The organism is Neobacillus sp. NPDC097160, assembly GCF_044762155.1.
GTDB lineage: Bacteria > Bacillota > Bacilli > Bacillales > Cytobacillaceae > Neobacillus.
In genome coordinates this window covers 42,441-65,937 of the sequence record NZ_JBIWDU010000014.1, presented here as the reverse complement: position 1 = coordinate 65,937, position 23,497 = coordinate 42,441, and the positions used below count along the sequence as shown (strand labels likewise).

Annotated in this window: 25 protein-coding genes; 5 read left to right on the top strand and 20 right to left on the bottom strand. The window is 41.0% G+C overall.

What is annotated here, in order from left to right:
• Positions 1 to 55: 55 nt before the first annotated feature.
• Positions 56 to 475, top strand: a complete 420-nt coding sequence (nikR, locus tag ACIQXV_RS19480) for a nickel-responsive transcriptional regulator NikR (protein ID WP_402961264.1) — start codon at positions 56 to 58, stop codon at positions 473 to 475.
• 178 nt (positions 476 to 653) lie between these two features.
• Here nikR and cydS read toward each other — a convergent pair whose 3' ends face one another.
• The 16 genes from cydS to ACIQXV_RS19400 all read right to left on the bottom strand — a co-directional run bounded on the left by cydS (position 654) and on the right by ACIQXV_RS19400 (position 14,937).
• Complete coding sequence (gene cydS, locus ACIQXV_RS19475; protein ID WP_483874209.1) at positions 654 to 755, bottom strand: cytochrome bd oxidase small subunit CydS family protein; 102 nt, start codon at positions 753 to 755, stop codon at positions 654 to 656.
• A gap of 17 nt (positions 756 to 772) precedes the next feature.
• On the bottom strand, positions 773 to 1,798 hold the full coding sequence (locus ACIQXV_RS19470) for a cytochrome d ubiquinol oxidase subunit II (RefSeq protein WP_402961260.1): 1,026 nt from the start codon (positions 1,796 to 1,798) through the stop codon (positions 773 to 775).
• Complete coding sequence (locus ACIQXV_RS19465) at positions 1,795 to 3,141, bottom strand: cytochrome ubiquinol oxidase subunit I (RefSeq protein ID WP_402961258.1); 1,347 nt, start codon at positions 3,139 to 3,141, stop codon at positions 1,795 to 1,797. Before ACIQXV_RS19465 ends, ACIQXV_RS19470 begins: the two co-directional genes overlap by 4 nt.
• Positions 3,142 to 3,310: 169 nt before the next feature.
• Positions 3,311 to 3,952: a response regulator gene (locus ACIQXV_RS19460; RefSeq protein WP_402961471.1), complete on the bottom strand. Its 642-nt coding sequence runs from the start codon at positions 3,950 to 3,952 to the stop codon at positions 3,311 to 3,313.
• Positions 3,952 to 4,749 carry a sensor histidine kinase gene (locus ACIQXV_RS19455; protein WP_402961256.1) on the bottom strand — a complete coding sequence of 266 codons (798 nt, stop codon included), beginning with the start codon at positions 4,747 to 4,749 and terminating at the stop codon, positions 3,952 to 3,954. The genes ACIQXV_RS19460 and ACIQXV_RS19455 overlap by 1 nt, the downstream gene beginning before the upstream one ends.
• Positions 4,750 to 4,791: 42 nt before the next feature.
• A complete protein-coding gene (locus ACIQXV_RS19450; RefSeq protein ID WP_402961469.1) occupies positions 4,792 to 5,499 on the bottom strand; it encodes an ABC transporter ATP-binding protein in 708 nt (235 codons plus the stop codon).
• On the bottom strand, positions 5,490 to 6,302 hold the full coding sequence (locus ACIQXV_RS19445) for an ABC transporter permease (protein ID WP_402961254.1): 813 nt from the start codon (positions 6,300 to 6,302) through the stop codon (positions 5,490 to 5,492). Before ACIQXV_RS19445 ends, ACIQXV_RS19450 begins: the two co-directional genes overlap by 10 nt.
• A gap of 69 nt (positions 6,303 to 6,371) precedes the next feature.
• Positions 6,372 to 6,917: a nitrous oxide reductase accessory protein NosL gene (locus ACIQXV_RS19440; protein ID WP_402961252.1), complete on the bottom strand. Its 546-nt coding sequence runs from the start codon at positions 6,915 to 6,917 to the stop codon at positions 6,372 to 6,374.
• A complete protein-coding gene (locus tag ACIQXV_RS19435; RefSeq protein WP_402961250.1) occupies positions 6,914 to 8,200 on the bottom strand; it encodes a right-handed parallel beta-helix repeat-containing protein in 1,287 nt (428 codons plus the stop codon). Before ACIQXV_RS19435 ends, ACIQXV_RS19440 begins: the two co-directional genes overlap by 4 nt.
• A gap of 209 nt (positions 8,201 to 8,409) precedes the next feature.
• A complete protein-coding gene (locus tag ACIQXV_RS19430; protein WP_402961248.1) occupies positions 8,410 to 9,192 on the bottom strand; it encodes a cytochrome c oxidase assembly protein in 783 nt (260 codons plus the stop codon).
• 131 nt (positions 9,193 to 9,323) lie between these two features.
• The gene (locus tag ACIQXV_RS19425) at positions 9,324 to 10,514 is read right to left on the bottom strand and encodes an MGDG synthase family glycosyltransferase (RefSeq protein ID WP_402961246.1); all 1,191 of its coding nucleotides are present in this window, start codon (positions 10,512 to 10,514) and stop codon (positions 9,324 to 9,326) included.
• Positions 10,515 to 10,753: 239 nt separating this feature from the next.
• Positions 10,754 to 11,353 (bottom strand): DedA family protein, encoded by a 600-nt coding sequence (locus ACIQXV_RS19420; protein WP_402961244.1) that lies wholly within the window; start codon positions 11,351 to 11,353, stop codon positions 10,754 to 10,756.
• 7 nt (positions 11,354 to 11,360) lie between these two features.
• Positions 11,361 to 12,059 carry a polysaccharide deacetylase family protein gene (locus tag ACIQXV_RS19415; protein ID WP_402961242.1) on the bottom strand — a complete coding sequence of 233 codons (699 nt, stop codon included), beginning with the start codon at positions 12,057 to 12,059 and terminating at the stop codon, positions 11,361 to 11,363.
• Positions 12,060 to 13,436, bottom strand: a complete 1,377-nt coding sequence (locus tag ACIQXV_RS19410; RefSeq protein WP_402961240.1) for a sensor histidine kinase — start codon at positions 13,434 to 13,436, stop codon at positions 12,060 to 12,062. It abuts the gene before it with no gap.
• A gap of 4 nt (positions 13,437 to 13,440) precedes the next feature.
• Entirely contained in the window at positions 13,441 to 14,142 is a 702-nt protein-coding gene (locus tag ACIQXV_RS19405; RefSeq protein ID WP_402961238.1) for a response regulator transcription factor, read from the bottom strand.
• Positions 14,143 to 14,361: 219 nt separating this feature from the next.
• On the bottom strand, positions 14,362 to 14,937 hold the full coding sequence (locus ACIQXV_RS19400) for a putative ABC transporter permease (RefSeq protein WP_402961236.1): 576 nt from the start codon (positions 14,935 to 14,937) through the stop codon (positions 14,362 to 14,364).
• Positions 14,938 to 15,209: 272 nt separating this feature from the next.
• On the opposite strand from ACIQXV_RS19400, the gene ACIQXV_RS19395 reads away from it, so the two are divergent.
• The 4 genes from ACIQXV_RS19395 to ACIQXV_RS19380 all read left to right on the top strand — a co-directional run bounded on the left by ACIQXV_RS19395 (position 15,210) and on the right by ACIQXV_RS19380 (position 19,458).
• Positions 15,210 to 15,818 (top strand): TetR/AcrR family transcriptional regulator, encoded by a 609-nt coding sequence (locus tag ACIQXV_RS19395; protein ID WP_402961234.1) that lies wholly within the window; start codon positions 15,210 to 15,212, stop codon positions 15,816 to 15,818.
• A gap of 128 nt (positions 15,819 to 15,946) precedes the next feature.
• Positions 15,947 to 17,476, top strand: a complete 1,530-nt coding sequence (locus ACIQXV_RS19390) for a DHA2 family efflux MFS transporter permease subunit (protein ID WP_402961232.1) — start codon at positions 15,947 to 15,949, stop codon at positions 17,474 to 17,476.
• 204 nt (positions 17,477 to 17,680) lie between these two features.
• On the top strand, positions 17,681 to 18,406 hold the full coding sequence (locus tag ACIQXV_RS19385; RefSeq protein ID WP_402961230.1) for an ABC transporter ATP-binding protein: 726 nt from the start codon (positions 17,681 to 17,683) through the stop codon (positions 18,404 to 18,406).
• Positions 18,403 to 19,458, top strand: a complete 1,056-nt coding sequence (locus ACIQXV_RS19380; protein WP_402961228.1) for an ABC transporter permease — start codon at positions 18,403 to 18,405, stop codon at positions 19,456 to 19,458. The genes ACIQXV_RS19385 and ACIQXV_RS19380 overlap by 4 nt, the downstream gene beginning before the upstream one ends.
• 224 nt (positions 19,459 to 19,682) lie before the next feature.
• Here the strand turns inward: ACIQXV_RS19380 and ACIQXV_RS19375 are convergent, their stop codons facing one another.
• From ACIQXV_RS19375 to ACIQXV_RS19360, 4 genes are all read right to left on the bottom strand, one after another.
• Positions 19,683 to 20,276, bottom strand: a complete 594-nt coding sequence (locus tag ACIQXV_RS19375) for an NADPH-dependent FMN reductase (RefSeq protein ID WP_402961226.1) — start codon at positions 20,274 to 20,276, stop codon at positions 19,683 to 19,685.
• Positions 20,277 to 20,482: 206 nt separating this feature from the next.
• A complete protein-coding gene (locus tag ACIQXV_RS19370; RefSeq protein ID WP_402961224.1) occupies positions 20,483 to 21,676 on the bottom strand; it encodes a PDZ domain-containing protein in 1,194 nt (397 codons plus the stop codon).
• 131 nt (positions 21,677 to 21,807) lie between these two features.
• Positions 21,808 to 21,969 (bottom strand): hypothetical protein, encoded by a 162-nt coding sequence (locus ACIQXV_RS19365; RefSeq protein WP_402961222.1) that lies wholly within the window; start codon positions 21,967 to 21,969, stop codon positions 21,808 to 21,810.
• Between the two features lie 68 nt (positions 21,970 to 22,037).
• Positions 22,038 to 23,492: a S41 family peptidase gene (locus ACIQXV_RS19360; RefSeq protein ID WP_402961220.1), complete on the bottom strand. Its 1,455-nt coding sequence runs from the start codon at positions 23,490 to 23,492 to the stop codon at positions 22,038 to 22,040.
• Positions 23,493 to 23,497 lie beyond the last annotated feature (5 nt).

The following is a 23,497-nucleotide window of genomic DNA, read 5'->3' as shown; positions in this document are numbered from 1 at the left end:
TTTCTATAAAAATATTTATGATATGGTTACTTTATTAGGAAGGAGGCACGCTACTTTGACTTCAAATAATTTAAGCCGGTTTGGCGTATCCATGGAAGAGGGCCTACTCGAAAGCTTCGATCAATTAATCGAGGAAAAAGGATATAAAACCCGCTCCGAGGCTGTTCGTGATTTAGTCCGTGAAAAGTTGGTCAAACATAAATGGGAACAAGATGATCATGAGGTTGCAGGATGTCTCCTAATCTTTTACGACCATCATCAACGCCATCTTATGGGAGAACTAACCACAATTCAGCATGACTATCATGATACTATTCTAGCGACGACCCATTTTCACCTAGATCATCATAATTGCCTCGAGATGATTGTCGTTCGCGGGAATGCCCAAAATATCCGTACTTTACGTGATAAATTACTTAGTTTAAAAGGGGTAAAGTATGGTTCGCTGTCCGTTTCCCCTGTAGATGCACCTTAATCGTGTTACTTTTCTATTAAATCGTAACACCAATATATGTTATTGGATAAAGTTATATGTGTCAATTTTTTTAATTATAAAAGGAGGACCTTTAAGGTAGAAAAGGTCCCGATTAATTGTATTAAAAATAACATTAAAAATGACGTGTGAATTGGCACACGTCATTTCTGTATTTATGTTATTTTTCCACTGCATCATCTTTCGGGGCGATCCAAAACGCGGCTAGGATGGATGCAATCAGCACTAGAAATGGTGCATAAAACATCAAAAACTCGTCCAACACGCTGCTAGCCCCCTTTACGCATGATCATTTCGATCACCTTGTACATATGCCTTGTTAAACAAGAACAGCCTGAGCAACAAATACAGCGACGGCAGGAGCAGGCATAGCCCGGCAATAAACGCAATCACCAGCGCGGTCGCCATTGCCTGATTCGTAAAGCTGTCATAAAGCGTTAAGTACGGATACATTAAATAAGGATAATGAGAAATCCCATAAGCTAAAAAGGCGAGCGTGAATTGTCCGATCAGCAGCCAAAACGCAAAACCATAGGCAATCCGCTGCCAAAGTAAATAAACGGTTCCCAAGAAGAAAATCAAGGATAATCCAAAAAGCCACCAAAGATCGACTAATCGTTCATAATGCTCCGGATTATGATTCTTCATTTCCACAATAATGCCGGCAGCGGTGATGATCGCCGGTCCCGCCCACACAAGCGCATATTTCCGCAGCAGATTCGCCGCCTGCCTGTCTTTTGCTTTTTGGGCATACCATGTTAAAAACGCGGCGGAAATATATAAGACGGATGTCAGACTGAGAACAACAATACTCCAAGTTAATGGACTCGTAAACAAAGCCCAATAATCGAGTACCGGTCCCGAATCCTTCAGGGTTACAAAGCCACCCTCGGAAATCGTCAAAACAATTGATAAGGAGGCTGGGATAAATAATCCTGTCAGACCGTACAAGATGGTGTAACGTTTATGCTTCAATCCTCCATAGGTGGTAAACGCATAATAGGCACCGCGAATCGCCAGAAGAATAATCGCGATGCTCGCCGGGACAAGTAAGGTTGAGCCAAAATAATATGCGGTTTTCGGAAAAAAACCGACAATCCCGACGAAGAAAAAGACGAGAAAGACGTTCGTGACTTCCCAAACAGGTGATAAATACCGTTGAATCACCTTCGTTAAAATATGCTCTTTGCCTGTAATTGTACTGAAGGCATTAAAAAACCCAGCGCCAAAGTCAATCGAGGCGACAATAATATACCCAAATAGAAAGATGCCCAATACGGTAATGCCGAGGATTTCAAGTGTCATTTCATGTCACCAGCCCTATCTGCTGCCCTGTCAGCTAATTCCTGTTCCACAGGATTACTGCGGAACATCCGCCATAATACGAACACACTGCCAATGCCGAGGATAAGATATAATCCGGCAAACAGCCATAGCATCGTATCCACTTGTCCGCTTGAGGTAGCCGCATCCTTTGTCCGCATAATTCCGCGCAAAACCCACGGCTGGCGCCCAACCTCGTCGAGCCACCAACCCGCTTCAATCGCGATAATCGACAGGGGACCGCCGAGCACCATCAGCCATCTAAACCATTTTGTTAAAATAAACCGCCATTTACGCCATGTCCCGACGACATACACCAATGATAAAAGCACCATCCACATCCCAATGGTCACCATTAAGTCAAACATATAATGGATATAAAGCGGCGGCTGGTCGGCCTCCTTAAATTGGTCTAATCCGATGACTTCGGCATTTGGGCTGCTGTGGGCTAAGATGCTCAGTCCAAATGGAATTTTAATGGCATACTTTATTTCTCCGTCATCAAGGACACCGTACAAAATCAGTGGTGCTCCTTTTTCTGTTTCAAAATGCCACTCCGCTGCAGCTAATTTTTCCGGCTGATATTCCGCTAAATACTTTCCGGAAAAATCGCCGAGAACCGCTGTAGCAATCGAAAAAATGAGCCCGAGCTTCATTGTTAAAAATACTGCCTTTTGATGGTACACCTGGTTGGACCCCTTCAGCAGCCGAAAAGCGCCGATGGAAGCCAGTACAAAAGCCGAAGTCATATAAGCTGTTATCACGACGTGGGCCACTTTTGACGGCATCGCCGGGTTAAACATTGCCAAGAGCGGGCTAACATTTACCAGTTGCCCGTTAACGAGGTCAAAGCCTTGCGGTGCATTCATAAACGCATTCACAATTGTGATAAACACGGCGGAAAAAGAGGCCCCCAACGCAACGGGAATCAGCAGCAGCAGATGCTTTCTCTGATTCTCAAATCGATCCCATGTATATAGGTAGATGCCTAAAAATATTGCCTCAAAAAAGAAGGCGAAGGTTTCCATAAATAATGGCAGGGCAATCGTGTTCCCCGCAAGCTCCATAAAATTCGGCCATAACAGTGAGAGCTGCAGGCCGATTGCTGTCCCGGTCACAACCCCAACCGCGACGGTAATCACGAATCCCCGTGTCCACCGTCTTGCCAGTAAAATATAATGCTCGTCATTTTTCCGAATCCCAACCCATTGGGCAATCATGATCATCAGTGGTATACCGACACCAATGGTTGCATAAATGATGTGAAAGGATAAGGTCATTTCTGTTAATACACGGCTTAAAAATACTGTTTCTTCATTTCCCATTTGCGGCCTCCCTACCTTAGCCCGATACGATCCGTCCAATAATCGCTAGTCCTAGAATCGAAGCAACAATAAAGGACAGCCAAATGAGCTTCCGTTCCTGTTTTTTATAAATGGAAATCGCCCCCTGATGTTTAAAATTCTAAACACTCCACTAGTAATATACCCCATTTTATTTTGTAATATATTTAACTGCATACGAGGCAAGCTGTACCCTATTTTCAAGACCAAGCTTTTCGAGCAGATTTTTGATGTGATTTTTTACCGTATTTTCAGCAATAAACAGGTGTTCGGCAATCTGTTTATTGGTTCGGCCTTCTGATACTAGAAGGAGAATTTCCTTTTCCCTCGGGGTCAATGAACTGATTGCCGGCGTGTTTTGCAAATCGCGTTCACGAAATTGATAGAGCAGTTTTCCAGCCATATCCCTTGTTGTTGCGTTTGACCCGTCAACAATGGAATGAAGATACTGAAGCCAATCATCGGGGTCCATATTTTTTAATAAATAGCCCTGGGCGCCGTACTGAATGCTGGTAAATAAATCCCCGACATTGTCGGAGACACTTAAGATAATCACTTTGATAAACGGATATTTCTCCTTGATGATTTTCGTTGCCTCCAACCCATCTAAAATCGGCATTTCAATATCAATTAATAAAATGTCGGGAAGATGTTCGCTGCACAGTTCGATCGCTTCCTTGCCATTCCTCGCTTGACCTACAATGGTAAACAGCGGTTCTTCTTCCAGGATTGCCATAATGGCCTGCCTTGCATGGGGGTGATCGTCAGCAATCAAAACTCGATAAGGAACCATCATGTATCGCTCCCTTTTACCGTTATTTTTGTCCCGTGATTTTTTTCTGAGGTGATGTCAAGCACCGCCCCCATTTTTTCAGCTCGTTCCTTTAACATGATGAGACCATATTGATTCAGACTCCGTTCGTTTTTCGTAAACCCGTTCCCATCGTCTGAAATGTTCATTTCCCAACCATTGGGGATCAGCTGCAGTAGTAAAACGGCCGAATGTGCCCCGGAGTGTTTTCTGATATTTGTAAATGCCTCCTGGATAATACCGAAAAGCTGAACCTCTTCCGCAGGGCTAAAATAGCCTTCCGGTATCTGAATGGTCGCATTTGTTTCAATCCCGGAAACTGTACTCCAGTCATTCAGCCAATTCTCCACCCGTTTCGGAAAGGAAATAATCTCAAGCGGGTTCACGCGCAAATTATAAATCGCTTGCCTGAGATTTGCATCGATGGAATTGACGAGTCCGCTCGCTTCATTTATTTTTCCCTTTTTTAAATTCACCTTTAACAAAAATAAAGTCTGGGCAATGTTATCGTGTAATTCTTTTGCCAGTCGTTCTCTTTCTTCATAAACGGCACGCATTTCCCGCTCTGTTGTAAGGCGGTGATTTTTTTCCTCAATCATCTTAAACATCCAAGTGGAAAACCCATAAGAAACAACCAATGTTAAAAGAATTATCAAGTAGTTACCTGTCTCCATCGACAAATTTTGCAGTAATAAAGTATTATGACGGATGAGTTCAAATCCCCCTATAAGCAGGGGAGGGATTAAAATTGCGATTAATTTTAATGTACGATACGACATCCACACCACCTCTTTCACTTCATTAAAACATATCGGTCCGGATTATTCCTCCTTTTGACGGTAGCGGCCTAGCAGTTCCATCATAAATTGTTTTGGATTACTGTGATCATTTTGAATTGCTTCAATCATCCTTCCATTTTCCATAAAGATGATCCGGTCAGCCACTTCGGCGGCCACATCCATCATATGGGTCGAAAAAATAATCGTCGTGCCGCTTTGTTTTATTTTTTTCAGCATTCCAATAAATACATCAATCCAATACGGATCGAGGCCGTTTGTCGGTTCATCAAGAATTAGCACCGAGGGGTTTGCCAGCCATGCCTGACCAAATAACAGCCGTTGGCGCATCCCCTTTGATAGGTGTTTCATCATCACATCTTTTTTAGCCGCTAACCCAAGAAGGTGGATCACATCCTCCACCCGGGATTGCGAAGTCTTACGGAATGTTCCATAAAAAGTTAAAAACTCCTTGACCGTCAGTGTTTCTTGGGCAAAAAATTCATCCGGCATATAACCGATTAACGAAACATATTGCATACGATTTTGTTTGATATCAACCTGATTGATCAGGACAGTGCCGTCGTTTGGTGCAGAAATTCCGGCAATGATATGCAGTAGTGTGCTTTTCCCGGCGCCATTTCCACCACAGAGGACGATGCACTCACCATCTGCTGCTGTTAATGACAATGGGTAAAGGGCTGTTTTCTGTTTAAAAACCTTGGAAACATTTTTGATATCAATCATAGAAATCTCCTTCTTTTTAGGAACAGGATCGAGAGGGAAAACAAAATCAATAGGTAGACCATCATGTAGCCAATCAAAATGATCCAGCCGGCACCTGATTGGAATAGATGAACAACCGCATCATACGACGCACCAAAAATTGCGCCGCTATCCCATTGAATGATTAAAAAGAAACGCAAAAACTCAGCAGGATTGAGGAGCATCGCTACTTTCATTAACGGATCAATCATTGGGTAAGGAAAGAGCCCTAAAATGGCAATCAAAGCGGTTGGCCAAATCATAATGAGGAAGAACCAGGCGGCAACTGACGCCATTAATGCCTTCCATCTTGTTTTCGCTGCTGTTCCAAGAAATAGTCCAAGTATTAGAAACACATAGATCAAGAGTAGTGAAAAGAGATAGATTCCCAGCAGCCATGGCAGTGAGAGCTTGATGCCTGAAAGATTTCCTACCACCATGCTTATCCCAAAACTCAGCGTGAACACAGCCGACTGTGCCGTCATCAGCCCGGCAAATTTCCCAAAAAGGTAGGCGGGAATACTGACAGGATATGTACAGAGTAGCTGCCACTGCCCGCTTTCCATTTCATTGGTAATCGAAAAAGATCCGATAATCAACATGAATAGCGGGAGTAAATAGAGCAAGATATTGACAATCGTTCCCGTGACATTCGTAAAGCTGGAAAGCCCGGCATTATTTCGTTCCAGTAAAAACAACAAGGAAAACACCAGCACCCAAAGGATTAGAAATAAATAGTAGGAACGCTGCCTCGTCATTGTCTTCCATTCAGAAAGCCATAAGTTTGTCATTCGTCATTTCCTTTCATGTAAAGGACAATCATGGCAGACTGTCCTTTTGCTCATTTTGTTATTCATCCATTAGTGGCTTTCCTCTGAATGTTCCATCTCCATGCTATCCTGACTGTCATGCATTTTCATCTTTTCCTTCATTTCTTTGACCATTTCTTCATTCTTTTCCCAGGAATGGTGCTCCAGCTTTTCATAGGTTAATAGACTGCCGCCATGTTGATTGATAAAACTTTGGGCACCTTTTTTATCAGTAAACGAGATGACATTATAGGCCATTGGGGTTTTGATTGGTTTGTCATACACATATGAAGCGGTATCTGCTTCAATCCATTCCTTTGTGTCATAGTCTTTCACAAAGGAATGGGCGATTTTTTTATCGGAATTTTCCTGCATCCATTTGTACATGCAGCCAATATCATCAAATACCATTGATTTTCCATTTTCAAGCATAATTTCAGTAGCAAACTCGTTATCTTTTACGGCCATATGGCAGATTTCACATTTATCCGTTTCTTCATTGATGGCTACTGGTTTCACTTCCTTTTTACCACAGCCGACGATAATGAATAAGGCTAGAATAGCCATCAAGCATGTTTTTATTTGTTTTTGATTCATGTTCTTTTCCTCCCAAAATAGATTACTAGCAAACTAACGAAAATCATTGACAGACAGATGCCCCAGAAGATAGTCTCCGGCTGTTCGGATTGTCGCTGGCTGTTTAACTCATTCTTCATTAATGGTTCCTGGTCGGTTACAAGCATGTTCGCGGGGCTTTTTAGCATTTTTTGCAATAACATCATCCCCGGGTGTTGAAAGAATAGCTGGTATGGCGGTGTTTCTCTTGCTAGATTAAGAAAAAACGGATCAGCACTGTGAGGCAAATTACTTTTTCCATCGCCGTCGATATCAAGCTTCATGGCGGCATCCCAATAATTATGTTGAATCGTATTATCTGTTCCATCCGTCGCTTGAAAGTCGTTTACATTACTGATAAAGGCATTGCCAGTAATCACATTGTTCTCAATCCGATTAATTTGCGCCCCAACAAAATTAGCGGTTATTTCGTTGTCCGTGATTTCATTCCCGCTTGAATCTTCGATAAACATCCCGACCCGATTATCGGTTATGCGATTGTGATGAACCGTTGAATTGTGGACATCGTAGAGAAGCAGACCTTGGGCGTTCACATTTTGGTTATTTTCCAGCAGCTGATTTTCAGCAATGACGGAATGGTTGGTACCCATTACCATCGCACCGGTATAATTCCGTTTTGATACATTCTTGATTGCAGTAATATTGTCGGAAAACATCACGTGCAGCCCGTACCGTGAATCGCTAATGGTGTTGCCTGTAAAGGTGTTATTATGGCTGTTCTCCAAATAAAATCCGTCTTGGACATGCTCAATCTTGATTCCTTCAAACGTATTATGGTGGGAGTCCCACAGATCAAACCCATTACCCTTGCCGTTTCCTGTTAGTCTAAGATTTCGAAAACTTGTTTTTTCAACCTTGTCGAGGTTTATTCCGGATTTCCACATTTTCAGGGTTACATCTTCAAGGTGATGATTCTTCCCACTCATTTTAATCACTGCTGTACTTTTATCTTTTTTACAGCTTGAAATCTGGATCCCTTTTACGGTCACACTTTTCCCCTTGATGGTAATGGCTGGTTTAGAGGTACAAGCTTTGAGAACGGTCCCATTTTCAGCCTCTAATACTATCGGCTTATTTAAAACTATCTGTTCCTGATAGGTACCAGCCACTATTTTTAGTGTTCCGCCTGCTGGTACAGCATTGATTTGTGCTTGAAGCGACCCATTTGCAGATGTCTCCTTTCCTCCAACTAAACTAATCATCCCCACAAATAAAATCAGTTTCAGTAAAACTTTCATATTCATAATTCCTTCCTGAGAGCCTTAAAGATTACTACATAGTCAAGCTAACTTTTTAAAGGGATTGAAATCTGTAACAAGTCTAAAGTAAACGATACGAAGGGGATTTCCTATGACTCAGAGGGGCTATTTTTTCGTTCATATATGAAATTTTTTTGGCAAAGAACCTTTTATTTATTGAGGAATGTATGAATAGAAAAAGGGAGAGATGGTTGTTACCCCATTCTCCCCCATTCATGCACGTGTACTTTTTTTCCGAAACGAACTGTTAGAAATAACGCAAATTTATGCATAACGATCATGAGAATTCCTGCCATTATTTGGTCTATTCCGGTATTGAATGGAGGTGGAAGGATATGAAGAGAACTTAATGCCGAGGGTGAAATACAAAGATTAGCGGTCATTTGCGCGAGGAAAGGATTATTCAATCCGCCAATAAAGCCAGTTATGATGAATAGCACACAAGCAGGCATCAATAAGAGCCCACTCAAAAAGACGTACCGTTTATTTTGCCCCTTTACAATGGGGCGCCACATACTTAATGCCAGGATTAACAGTAGCACTAGATATCCATTATGAACAAATGAATTTTTTGAAAGGAACGTTAACACTATCGGCAAATGGTACATCAAGAAGAGGACGGCAAAGGTGTACAAGGCAACCAACGGAGAGAGGAATAATTTATTTATTCCTTTTTGTATTTTTGGAAAAGATTCCGGAATTCCAATTAGAAAAAGAGGCGGTATGATGAAGTATAAAATACTCATTTGCATCATGTGAAAACTGAATGATAAGTGACTGAGTGTAGATAAAGGGCTGCCCAGGGTTACGAATAATATGAATAGGCAGAGGAAAAACAGCAGGGGTTGTTTATGATAGATGTTTATGTTCGTATAAAATGTTACTAAGCAGCCGTAGAGGACAGCGATACAAATCAGTCCCGTTAATAATGGGATATTCCACACCAATTGACCTTCCAGCCATACAGCATAGAACATGAAAAATCCTTCCCCCTTTTGTTATCAATTCACTAACCTTAGATTCTATGTTAGATTAAACGATTTATGACAAAAAAAAGGGGGCGGACGCATAGCATAGCATTGATAAGCTCCTCATAGTGTAAAGGGTGTCAGGCACCATTTAATGCTCTAGCACTGTGAAAACGTTGAGAATGTATGACTAATTCTGACGGGATTGCTTTTGAGTGTTGATCAAGGACTTTTTTGATTAATTCCACCATTTCTTCTTTGGTTGCTATCTCTATTCCTTTTTGATAGGAATCAATAGCCTGCTCCCAGTGATTCATTTTTTTCTGATCCTTTAACACTGTAAGTAATTGCTTTTCTAAGGAAGTGTTGTGGTCAAGTTCAAATACTAGCTTTTGATCCGTTAAATAGCGTAGGTTAACTTTTTCCTGACCTGGAAGCATCGTATGAACAATGATGGGAAGTCTCTTTTGTAAGGCTTCACTTATGGTGACCCCGCCAGGTTTTGTCATGATGGCATCAACCGCTTCATAGAGCTTGTTCATTTCTGACCTTGATGATAGGTAGGGCAATGGTTTAATGTGCTTAATATTCCAGGAAAGAATTTCATCATACAGCTTTCGGTTCTTGCCGCAAAGGACGAAGTAATCCAATTCCGTGGAGTGTTTTAACTCATCCGCTAGCTTGACGATTCCCCCTAAACCACTATTCCCTCCTGCTATTAAAACTTTCGGCCGTCCATTATTGCTTTTACGTATAGCTTCATTCCTCATGATTTCTTTATGAACGGGAATACCTGTGACAATCATTTGCTGTTTCGGAATGTGATACCGCTCGAACAGCGTTTCTTTCACCTGCTGGCTTGGAAGAAAATGAAGGTCAATTCCATCCTTCCCCCAAACATTATTGACAAAGAAATCCGTATACACATTAATAACTGGGATGTTGCATTTCCCTTTCCTCTTTAATTTGCTGAGAAGGTAGGAAGGGAATCCATGGGTACAAACAAGTAAATCCGGCTTTTCCTCTTCCAGCAATTGTTCCATTTTCTTTAAAAAGAAGGGTTGGTACCATTTAAAGGAATGTTCTTTAGCGGCTGGCATATAGAAAAAGCTTTTGTAAGCAAGATTGTACGTTTCCGGTGCATAGCGAATCCAATTTAAATAGCCATTGGTAATCATTTTTTCTAAAGATTTATTGGTATAGCTTAGTAAGTCAATTTTCTTAACACTTATATTGTCGGTATGATTTTTTAACAGGTCCATTAATGCCTCAGCAACTTGATGATGACCTGACTGCATTTGTAAGAGTGGTAAAAACAAAATCTTTTTCATTTGTTCCATCTCCTGTTCATTTAGAAATCGTTCCTTGAAATGGGATGATGTCTGCTTTCCATTTCAAATGTATCACTGATTTCCTGTAAAACGCGGTTTTTAATGGATTTTTAATGATTCATTCAGTGTTTTTTTATAAATGATTGGCGAGTCCAGTTGGACGAAGACAGAGGCGTTATTGAATTTAGCTAAAATAAAAAACCCGAAAAATGACGCTTCGGGTTTTGTTCTATATTGCTCTATTTAGTTGATTTGCGTTTTTTTCCTTTTATATACTTTAATATAACATATAGGAAAAAAAGGACTAAGAAAATGATGCCCAAATAAGGAGCAAAATTTGGATTAATATGGAATATCTTTCCCGTGAAATATCCCGCCAAAATAAAGGGGATTGTCCAGAGAAGTGTACCAAGCAGAGAAAAAAGGAAAAACTTCGTGAAAGGAATGTGTGCGATCCCGGCAAAGTATGGGCTTATTTGCCTGATACCGGGAAGATAAAAACCAAACAAGATGCTTTTACGGACATTTTTCGTATATTTACTGCTTACTTTTTCCAAGCGCTCATCGGTAATGCCTACATACTTGCCGTATTTTTTGATAAAAGGCACCCCGGCGTACCGCCCACAGACATAGGCTGTCAGCATGCCGGCAAAGGCACCGAGAACGGAAGAGACCATGACCAGTTCCAACGAGAGCTTGTGATGTAGACACAGCACCCCGACAAGAAAGAGCAGCGATTCTTCAGGAGCAGGAATGCCAACAATACCGAAGAATAAAAAGAGAAAAATGACTAGGTAGCCATATACATTAATATAATTTACGATTGTCTCTACATTCATGGTGCCCTCACAGGTCTTTAAAGGTTACAAATTTTGTTCCGTTATTTTTGTTTTGTTGTAAATAGATTTCTAAGCTTTTGAGCATGTAGTAAGGAGCTTCCTTATCCGCACCCAACGTTTCCCCGCAGTCATGGAGCAATAGTATCGAACCGGGTTCTGTGGCTGTCAGCAATTCCTCTAGCAATCCGTTTTTACCTTTTGCAGCCTTCCAATCACCGAAGATGTGCGACCACAGAATCACCTTATATCGATTACTCACCAGCAGGCTGAATAAATTAAAACTCCCCCATGGCGGCCGGTAAAAAGTAACCTTCTCTCCAGTGCATTCCGTGATGGCTTGTTCTGTCATCTGAAGCTGTTTTTTTATTCGAGATGGTGAATGGATCCAGCTTGAAATATGTTCAAAGTGATGGATTCCAATCGTATGTCCCTCCCGGCTCATCCGTTTAATGATATCCGGATAGGATTTTACCTTGCTGCCCACTACAAAAAATGTTGCCTTCACATCATATTTTTTCAAAAGATCAAGCAATTGGGGTGTATAGACAGGATTGGGACCATCATCAAACGTTAAGGCGATGGCGTCAGTATTGGTTCTTTTTGTAATTCCCAAACTGAAAACACGAATCATTACGGTTGGCAAGATAGCATAAACAAGAAAGAGGATGAGTAAAAGAATTACAGTAACAATTATGATTTTGATCACTTAAAGGTCAGTTCCTTTCCTCTTTGGCAGGTACAATTCCACTTCTGTCCCCACTCCCTCCGTACTTCTTACTTTAATTTCCCCGTGATGCTGTTTGATAATATTTTTGGCGATTGCCAATCCAAGGCCGGTTCCCCCTGTCTCGCGGCTTCTAGCCTTGTCCACCCGATAAAAACGTTCAAAGATATTGCCAATTTCAGATTCAGGTATGCCAATCCCGTAATCCTTCACCCTAATGACAGTAAATGGTTCCTTTTTCTCTAGATAGACATCTATTTTTTCCGAACTGTATTTAATGGCGTTATCCATTAATATAATGATGGCCTGCTTAAGCTTTAATTCATCAGCAATCACGGTAATGGAATCACCTTGATAATGGAGGTCAATCTCCCTCTTATAGGCACTTTTTAACTGTTTTCGGATATTCTCGCAAAGGGCTGTTAAATTGATTGGTTTTGTTTCTAACAGATTGCCTGATTCTGTATCTGCTAAATCGAGAAACCTTTCTGTCATTCTTTGTATTCTCGTCGCTTCTGAATGAATCGATTCAATGGCATCGTGGGCAACCTCTTTATTTTGGATCCCCCGTCTTAGCAATAGGTCCGCATAACTTTTAATCACCGTGAGCGGGGTCTTTAATTCATGCGAAGCATCAGAAATAAATTGCTTCTGTTTTTCCAAGTTACTCTCCAATCTTTCAATCATTCGATTAAACGTAACCGCTAATTTTTGCAATTCATCCTTTGTTTCATGTTGGATGACAATTTTTTTCGGGATCCCGCTTTGTTCGATGTCCTCCATCGTATTAATCATGTTGGAAATGGGCCTCATAATCAGATTAGACAGCCACCTGCCACCCAGCAGTGATAGTAAAGCTCCTAAAACTGTACAAAACACAAGAATAGACAGTAATAAGTCCTTTCCTAATTCCAATCCCTTTAACTTCTCTCCGAACTCCAGCGTACCGATAACCTGCCCATCTTTCTTGATCGGTACCCTGACAATCGCAATTTGTTCTTCTTGATTATTTAGTCTAATAGTACTCCTCGTCGTCCCTTTTTCACTGGAAAATTGCGGTTTAATTTTTGCAGCCAAGTGCGTATCATTCGTTACTTGATGGGTAACTTTCCCACCCGATTGAATAATTCTAATGAACGAATGCGGTGTCAGATATGGGGTTAATTGGACTTTAGTAGCTGCCGATGTATCATCCTGTTTTAGCTCCTTTATCAATTGACCTGCCTTTTGGAACAGGGCATTATCCTCCATATTGACGGTAATTTTCATAAACGAAAAAAAGACCACTGCGTTTACAGCAATTAACACGACTAGGATCCATGCGGTTGTAATCAAATTAATTTTGGTCGTAATCTTCATTCGCTTACTTCTCCCTTATTGTATAGCCGATTCCCCTGATCGTCTGAATAATGGTAGGGTCTGAAAAGCCTTCTTCGATTTTCTTTCGTAAATGTCTGATAAACACATCAATGACGTTTGTTTCCCCTTCATATTCATAGCCCCATACATGAAGAATGATATTTTCCCGGGTGACAATTTTATTTTTATTGGAAAGCAAATAGGCTAACAAATCAAATTCCTTGGGCGTTAACGTAATGGAAGCCTCCCCCCTGATTACCTCTCTCGTATCAAGGTTTACAGTTAAATCCCCTATAGAAAGTACGGTTTCCTCAGACTGCTGCACCGCCTTAACAGCAATGGAGTTCTGGCGAAGACAAGAGCGAATTCTTGCCAATACTTCTTCCATTTCAAAGGGCTTCGTAATATAATCATTTGCTCCCTGATCAAGTCCGGTTACCTTATCCATCGTCATATTCCTGGCTGTTAGTAAGATGATAGGCAGCACGTTGTTCTCTACACGTATTTTTCTTAAAACCTCTATCCCGTTCATTTCGGGCAGCATGACATCTAATAGGATTAAATCCAATTGCTCGCTCAAAGCGGCTTGCAATCCCGATTTTCCGTCATAGGCAACCACCACTTCATAGCCTTCAAACTCTAGTTCAATCTTTAAAATTTTCGCGATCTGTTTTTCATCCTCAACAACCAAAATTCGCTTTTTCACAATAAGCCCTCCTTTTTAGTGATGATCCCAAGGCGGCAAATCAAAATAGTTTGTTTGTGTAGAACCCTCCCCTACAATGTAGCACTATTTATTCCTATCTTTCATATTTTCATTGAATTTTAATCTTTTATGTACACAGAGCTTCAAGAGCTCCTTAAAATAAATAACCATTAAAACAAAAAACTCCTTCTTTCTACTATCGAAGGAGTGCAAAGGGTGTCAGGCACCATTTGTTAAATTTTGTAAAGCATGTTTTCGGATTGTTAAAGCTAGGTCGGCGAGGAAGTATAGTCCTGCTGCTGACCATACCCATGCCCAGTATGGTTCTATGGATCCATACATAGTGGCAATTACCGGGTGGACCCATTTTATACATATAAGGGATAAGAACACCCAGCAGATGGAGAAGGGCAGGCAGATATGTCCATGCAGCTGCATGGGTGTTTCTGAATAATCCCACCATTGCTTATTGAATAATTTCTGGAGCATCGCCCCGCTCACATACTCGACTAGAGTCGGAATGAAGAGGCATAAAAGAATCAGGATGCCCCAATTTGTTCCTGGCGGAATTAAATAAACCAATAGCACCGGAGCAAATCCGTACATCGGTTTAAAGGGGCCAAATAAAAAATTCTCTTTGAAAAATTTTCGCTTTGTAACGAAGCTATAGCTATTTTCAAGTAGCCAACCAATGAAGGAGTATACCGCGAAATAAAACACAATGGCCGCCGCTCCTTCAATTGTAAAAATTTCTTGATTTTGATACTGAATACCTTGCAACAAACTAATAATCATGGCTAAACCACCTTTCATTAACGGTAAATTTACCATTATAGGTTTAGCAGCCATACCGAAAAATATACCAAAAGTTCCCTTTATACAAAACCAATAAAAGGCCTGACATCACAAAAATAATGAACAATATGTTGATTAACAGTCAATAAGTTTATTATAATTTGTTTATTGTTGATAGCAATAAACAATTTGTTAATAAATGTCTATTAATAAACACGACTATAGTTCGTGTTTATTTTTCGATAAAAAGGGTTTGCTGGAGGTATGTGGACATGACAGAGCGATTGTCAGACAGACGAATTATTCGTACAAAACGGATGATCCGCGATGCGCTTACAGAGCTAATGGAGAAAAAAGGATTTGAAGCGATTACCGTCCGTGATTTAACAGAAACTGCGGATATTAATCGCGGCACCTTTTATTTACATTACCGCGATAAATACGATTTATTAGAGCAATGTGAAGATGAGATTATCAATGGGATCAAACAGTTTACGCATAATATCAATCCTAAGGATGCCTTAACCTTTGATGGTCAACAGGAGCCCTTTCCATTTATTGTTTACTTATTTGAATACTTGCATGAGAATTCCAGTTTTATGAAGGTTGTCCTCGGCCCAAATGGAGATGCAGCATTTCAGGTAAAATTGAAGGATTTCATTAAAGGGACTTTTTTTCAAAAAATCATTACCTCGTTAAAACAAGAGGAGATGCTGGTTCCCGTTGATTTTCTTATAGCCTATGTAAGTTCAGCCCACCTCGGAGTGATCCAGCATTGGCTTGAAAGCGGAATGGAAAAATCCCCTCAAGAAATGGCCCTGATCTTATCGCGCATCACCCTATTGGGTCCTAGACAGGTTACGGGATTAAATGGAAAATGACGATGGGAAATAGTGTCACCAGAAATGGAAAATATTTTTGTTGCACAAATTGAGACGCAAATGATATTATTGTTGGTACTTGAAATAAAGGTACAAAAAAGTAGACTACTAGTTCAAGGAGGACAATAATGGAAAACGTCAATACAAATCATGCACGGCCACCATATGGGATACTTGCCATCCTGATGATTGGGGCTTTTATTGCCATGTTAAACGAAACCCTCTTAAATGTGGCACTTCCTTCGATCATGAAGGATTTAGATGTCGGGGCATCGACTGTCCAATGGCTTGCAACAGGTTATATGCTGGTGAATGGGATTATGATTCCGGCAACAGCCTTTTTGATTCAAAGATACTCTGTTAGAGGTTTATTCCTAACCGCAATTAGTTTATTTACAGTAGGTACATTTCTTGCAGGTTTCTCCACCGCCTTTCCAGTCTTGTTAGTTGCGCGGCTCATTCAAGCTTCCGGATCTGCCATTATGATGCCGCTGTTAATGAACGTCATGTTAACAAGCTTTCCACCTGAAAAAAGAGGCGGAGCGATGGGGCTTTTCGGGCTTATATTCATTTTTGCACCGGCTGTTGGCCCGACATTATCCGGTTGGATGCTTGAGCATTTCGACTGGAGAATGTTATTCCACTTCGTATCACCGATTGCCGTGATTGTTCTTTTAATCGGTATTTTCTTACTTAAAGATAAAAAAGAAAAAGTCGAGATCAGTCTTGACGCCCTATCACTTGTGTTATCAAGTCTTGGCTTTGGCGGATTGCTGTATGGATTTAGCTCTGCCGGTGATAAGGGCTGGGATAGTTCACTAGTATATGGCACGATTATCGTCGGCGCCATTTCATTAATTTTGTTTATCTTACGTCAATTTAAACTTGAAAAACCAATGCTTGAATTTAGAATCTATAAATACCCAATGTTTGCTTTATCGTCAGCTATCTCGGTTGTCATTTCGATGGCGATGTTTTCAGCGATGCTGCTTTTACCGATCTATGTTCAAACAATACGTGGGATTTCTCCTATGAAATCCGGCTTGATGATGCTTCCAGGTGCCATATTGATGGGGATCATGTCACCTATTACCGGAAAATTATTTGATAAGTTTGGCGGCCGCATTTTAGCGATTATCGGCCTATCGATTACGATTGTAACAAGTTATTTTTTCAGTAAATTAGCACTTGATACCTCTTATTCCCATTTAATTCTCTTATATTCAGCAAGGATGTTTGGGATGTCAATGGTAATGATGCCTGTCATGACAAATGGTTTAAACCAATTACCGGCCAGGTATTATCCGCACGGTACTGCGATGAACAGTACATTGCAGCAGGTTTCGGGCGCAATTGGTTCGGCGCTGCTCGTGACCATCATGACCAATCGGACAAAAACACATGCGGTGGATCTAGGCGCAGCGGCGATGAAACATTTAACCGAGCAGCCTACTCCAGCCTTGTTAGCTGACATGAAGCAACAGATTGCCATGAAAGCGATGTTGGAAGGAATTAATGATTCATTTGTTGTATCGGTTGGAATTGCCAGTATTGCGCTTATCCTTGCTTTCTTTATTAAACGCGCAAAACAAGCGGAGGATCCAAACGAAGTGAAATCAACTGAACAAAAAGTGGTAAATAAATTTGCAGAAAATTAAACTGTCTTAGGGGTGACGATTTGTCACCTCTTTTTTTCATTTGATGCATTTTTCAAAAAGTTCATCCATAAACATTGTTGTGGGTGCACTTTGGGTACCTCAATTTGAAATGATAGACATAATTCACCAATCTGTTCATTGTTAAAATTGCCTGAAGCTGTAAAATAAATATAAGAATGATTTTACCTCTAGGGGGGAATGACAATGAATCCAACCATTAAAGTTGAACAGGTGAATAAGAGCTTTGGAAAAAGGCCGGTTTTGAATGATGTTAACGTAACCATCCCGAAAGGCCAATTATTCGGGTTAATCGGTCCGTCAGGTGCCGGGAAAACAACACTTGTAAAAATGATTGTCGGAATGGAAAAAGCGGATACAGGTTCAATACATGTTTTGGGTGAAAAAATGCCGAATCTACGGTTATTACAGGAAATTGGTTATATGGCGCAGTCCGATGCCTTGTATGTCGAGTTAACAGGTGAAGAAAATCTGAAGTTTTTTGCTTCCCTCTATCGATTAAATAAGGGCGAACAGAAAAAGCGGATTGCCTATGTGGCCAATTTAGTAAATCTGACGGAGGATCTAAAGAAGCGTGTAGCTGCCTATTCAGGGGGAATGAAACGACGCTTATCACTGGCAATCGCGCTCATTCAAGACCCAAAAATCTTAATTTTAGATGAACCAACCGTGGGAATTGACCCGGAATTGAAATTGTCGATCTGGAAGGAATTTTTACGTTTGAAAAATGAAGAAGAAAAAACCATTATTGTGACTACGCATGTGATGGATGAGGCGGTTAAATGCGATTATGTCGCCATGGTACGTGATGGCTGCATTCTTACAAGCGGCACACCTAGCGAGTTAAAAGCGTTATACGGAACAGACGATTTCGATGAGGTTTTCCTGAAAGCGGGGGTGAAACAGTCATGAGAATTACCGCGCTAATCAAAAGAATCTGTCAGCAAATGCTTCGCGATAAACGAACTTTAGCTTTGATGTTTGTCGCTCCGTTATTAATTTTGACCCTGATGTACTTTTTATTTAATGGCAATACCGTGGAACCGAAATTAGGTGTTGTCGGGGTTGATTCCAGTCTTGTTAAAGCCTTTAAAGATGCCGATATAAAGGTGAAGGAATATGAGACGGTAACGAAAGACACCGTGGTTGATGATGACCTGAACGGATTGTTGCAGCAGGAAGACGGCACCATGGAATTAACGCTTCAGAATGACGATCCTAGTTCTGCTAAGGGCCTACAAGCAAAGGTAAACCAAACTGTTTCAGCCCTTGCACAAGCCAAACTGATCCAGCAAAATCCGGCAATAGCAGGGATGATGCCAAAAAAGATTGAAACAAACTATGTTTATGGAAATAAAGACACAGTGTTTTTTGATGTATTAAGCCCGATATTGGTTGGTTTCTTTGTCTTCTTCTTTGTTTTTATCATTTCAGGGATTGGATTATTGCGCGAGCGGACAACAGGAACATTAGAACGGTTATTATCTACTCCAATCCAAAGGGGCGAAATCGTTACAGCCTATTTGATTGGCTATGGCATGTTTGCGGTTATTCAAACGGTTATTGTTGTTTTCTATTCGATTACTGTTTTAGATATTGTGCTCGTTGGATCGATATGGAATGTCCTTTTGATTAATCTGCTCTTAGCATTGGTGGCATTATCTTTAGGCATATTGTTATCGACGTTTGCCGCTTCCGAATTTCAAATGATGCAATTTATCCCGATTGCGGTCATTCCACAAATATTTTTTGCCGGGATTTTCCCGCTTGAGGGGATGGCGAATTGGCTCCAGGTGATTGCGAAGGTGTTCCCGATGTATTATGCAGGGGATGCATTAAGAGGCGTTATGTATAAGGGATACAGTGTTAGTGAGATTAGCGGGGACCTTATGGCCTTAGTGGTCTTCGCTGCACTATTCATCCTGCTTAACATCTTTTCATTGAAAAAGTATCGTACATTATAAGGAGGAGGGGATGAATACTCATCCCCTCTCTTTTTTTAAAAGATAAGAATATATAAATTTGGACTTTGAGAATTGTCCAGCTCCAGCGCCCTAGCGGCTAGTGTCCTTCGCTCTCCGCCCTACGATAAGTACAACATCGAATCGCCTCCGGCTCTTCGTGTTTCCTTTATCTCAGTTGGAGCGCTCCAGGCCATACGCCGCTGACCAGGGCGCTTGCGCTTTTCTTATCGAATAGTTTTTAATGCTCCGCTCCAAGCAACAACTTCGTCAAGCATTGCATTTACATTTGTAAGATGCAATTCAGCTGGTTTGAAGACACTTCCGTTTTCAAAATCTGTAAATAATGACAATGTTGGATGTGTGCGAACGTCGGCAATTTTCAATTCACCGCAAATTCCACGTAAATGTTCTGCTGCACGAGCACCGCCAGTTGAACCATAGCTTACGATCCCAGCAGCTTTGTCATTCCATGCCTCACGCGCAAAATCAAGGGCATTTTTTAATGCACCTGTGATACTGTGGTTGTATTCTTGAACAATGAATACGAACCCGTCTAAGTTAGCAAGTTTTTGGTTCCATTCTGCGATGCCTGGTTCTGAACCATCAGTTGTGCCCAAGAATGGCAATTTGAAGTCTGCAATATCAACGATTTCATAATTTGCATCACCACGTTTGTCAGCAATCCCTTTCACCCATTCTCCTACTTGTGGACTTACGCGTCCTTGACGTGTACTTCCTAAAATAATACCAATGTTTAATTTTGTCATTGTCGTTTCCTCCTCAACTGTTTTCCCAAATAATTTATCCAAAAAACCCATACCTTACACCACCTTAAAAAGTAATCTCTAATTCATGTATTTCAAATTAAAATATTATCAATTCGAGATAATAATATAATATTTTTCTCATCCTGTCAACAATTTTGTCTCTTAAGCAGCTAAGGGAACATTTCCTATCAAGAAATAAAAAAACCACATAGCCAATATAGACTAAGTGGTAATCTTAAAAAGGGTGTCAGGCACCATTATCCAATTTTTTCCTTGTATTTTCGCTCATCTTGGACAAAGAGGACGCCGAGTTCGTGGTGGTCGCCTTCGTAGAGGGCGCGTTGGACGAAGCGAATTTCGCCCTTGGTATCTAAGACTTCGAGCTTGCAGTGGGCACGGTTTTTTTGCAGTGCTTCATAGAAGCTTTTTTCATCCCGAACCAGTACTCCATTAGCCTTTGTGATAATCTCCCCCGTCTTAAGACCCATTTTATTAGCAGGTGATTCTGGAATAATCCCAATAATCATCAAGCCATTATTTTTTTTTGAAAAATAAAACGGTAAACTATCGTCCTTCATAATAGTGATTAATGCTAATGATTCCCGCCCAATCACAGCAAGTGCGGCAACCACGATCGATAGGAGCGGGTACCAATAACCTACGATCGAAAGGAGCGATATAAGCACTCCGAGTACGATCACCCTCCTGCCATGAAGCTCGATGGCTTCATTCGGAAGCATCCCTTTGATTTGCTGATGAAAGCCAATCGCAAATGGAACAAGAATTAGCGAGTACTCGTTGGCTCCTAAATGAAAGACCGGCCACCAATCGAAGGGAAGCTGGAGTGCATCCCCGGGGATCAGCAAGAACAAAGGCAGCATCCAAAGCCGTTTCACCTCATGGGCACCAACGCTTTGACCGCGTTTGCTTTTTGTAATTTTTGGTGAAGTCCCCTTGCTTCCATTTTTAAATATGAGGATTCCTTCTGCGATTAGCAATAGGCCAAGAACAACAACAACAGAAGGATAAACCTTATCACTAATCGAATCAAATGCTTTTGAAAAAAGTGGTATCGACCAGTTATTTTCTGCAAGTAAAATAATGGTGAAAAATGCAGCGCCAACCGTGTATACCGGTGACATCAACCGAACATTTGTGGTCAGTGACCACAATAGCGTAAATCCTGCAATAAGAAGGATGGCCGCGAATGGTACGGTGATCCCTGCTGCAACCACAACAATGGATAGAAACATTCCAACAACAAGTCCTAAGGGGAATACCTGACGGAGCTCGAAATAAGCATCTTGTGCCCGAATATGAAAGTTTTTCCGTTCACGTTTTACCCTCATTACACCTAAAATCCCTGCAAGGAAAACGAGATAGTATAAAACAGGATGAAGAAATAACTTGCCAATTCCTTTAAGAAGTTCCACAAGCCATATTTGCACCATTTCCTGTCACCTGCCTCTATTAAAGTTTCTAGTAAGTTATGATATAAAAGTCTCTTAAAGATTATTTTACCAAATTAGAACCATAAAACCTATTGCTAGTTTCTAGAAAAAAGTGAAAATGTCGTAGCATTCTAGTTTTCAGTTGTCATTGAAGAGTTTAATTCTAGTTTTCTCGACAGATTAAATGCAGATTCCGCCAAATATTGCTTGGATTCTGCAAGATTCCGACTTATTTCCGCCAACTCAACTACTATTTCCGCGGAAATTCCCGATAATTCCGCCAACCTAGACACTATTTCCACCAAAGTCCTAATTTACGAAAATAAACACAAAAACAGAGGCCGCAGCCTCTGCTTTTTGGTTATTTCGTGATCATCTTCAACGCCATTTGCAACTGAAGGTCATTTTTCTCTTTCTTCATTTCTTTCACAACTGCTTCTTCAAGTTTAGCAGCGGTTTTGGCATCAATTTTTCCAGTTGGCTCGATGTCATTTTGCTGCTGGAAGCCCTTAATGGCTACCTTGGTTTTGGCACTAAAGTATCCATCTGTCCGTCCAGGTGCAAATCCCAAACCATCTAATATTTCTTGGGCGTTTTTGATCTGTTCATTGTTCATATCCTCAACAAGTGTTTTCTCAACTTGAATCGGATGGGTTGCGAATATGGCCGGCTGTTTGATCGCCACATCCGGTTTGATTCCCTTTTTGTGTATCCAATTTCCATCCGGGGTCAGCCATTTCGCTAATGTCAGCTTAATATTGCTGCCATCCCCCATTGGCACCGCTTGCTGGACTGTTCCTTTGCCAAACGTCGTTTCGCCAACAAGCTGATAGCCGGCCGCTTCCTTCAATGAGCCTGCTAAAATTTCCGATGCGGAAGCACTGCCTTTATTGACAAGGACAAGCACGGGATAATCCTTTTTCTCGGAAATGGTGGAGAAGTAGCGTCGTTTTTTTCCGTTACGCTCTTCAATCTGAACATATGGCCTATCATTCGGGACAAATTCTTTTAAGATTTCTCCGACACTGTCTAAAAGTCCGCCGGGGTTGCCGCGTACATCAATAATCAGGCCTTTAATATCGTCGTTTTCCTGCGCTTTTAATTCCTTTTTAAAATCTGCCGCCGTATCTTCAGAAAAAGATGTTATTTCAATATAGCCAATCTTTTTGCCGTCTTGCTTCTTAATGGAAGCGTGCACGGTGTCCAGCGGAATTTGATCACGCTTGACATCAATGGATAGAGATTCTTTTAACCCTTTTCTAGCAATTTCTAATTTTACTGTTGTCCCTTTTTTTCCACGAATCTTAAGCGTTGCTTTATTTAGGTCTAGGCCTTCGACACTTTTCCCGTCAACCTTTAAAATTTGATCATTCGGTTTGATGCCTGCTTTTTCAGCGGGAGAATTTTTAAAAGGTGAGACGATGACAATTTTTCCATCTTCCATACCTACTTCTGCTCCAATTCCTTCAAAAGACGATTCCAGTGTTTGCGTGAATTGCTGGGCTGTTTCCTTATCCATATAAACGGAATATGGATCCTTTAAAACCGAAAGCATCCCTTGGATCGCACCTTCAACCAACTTTTCCTGATCCACTTTTTCAACATAGCGGTTTACTATTAGATCATAGGCTTGCTCTACTTTCTCCAGTTCATCTGTATCAGCCTCGGAATTAATAGCTTTTTCTTTAGGTGTTCCCACCTGCTCCAATTTGGGGGCTGCTTCGGTTTTATTTAAAACGTTCATTCCGGCATAGGTGCCCCCTGCGCCTGTAAGAAGCGAACCCGTTACCAATAGGGCAATCCATTTACGATTCATCCAGA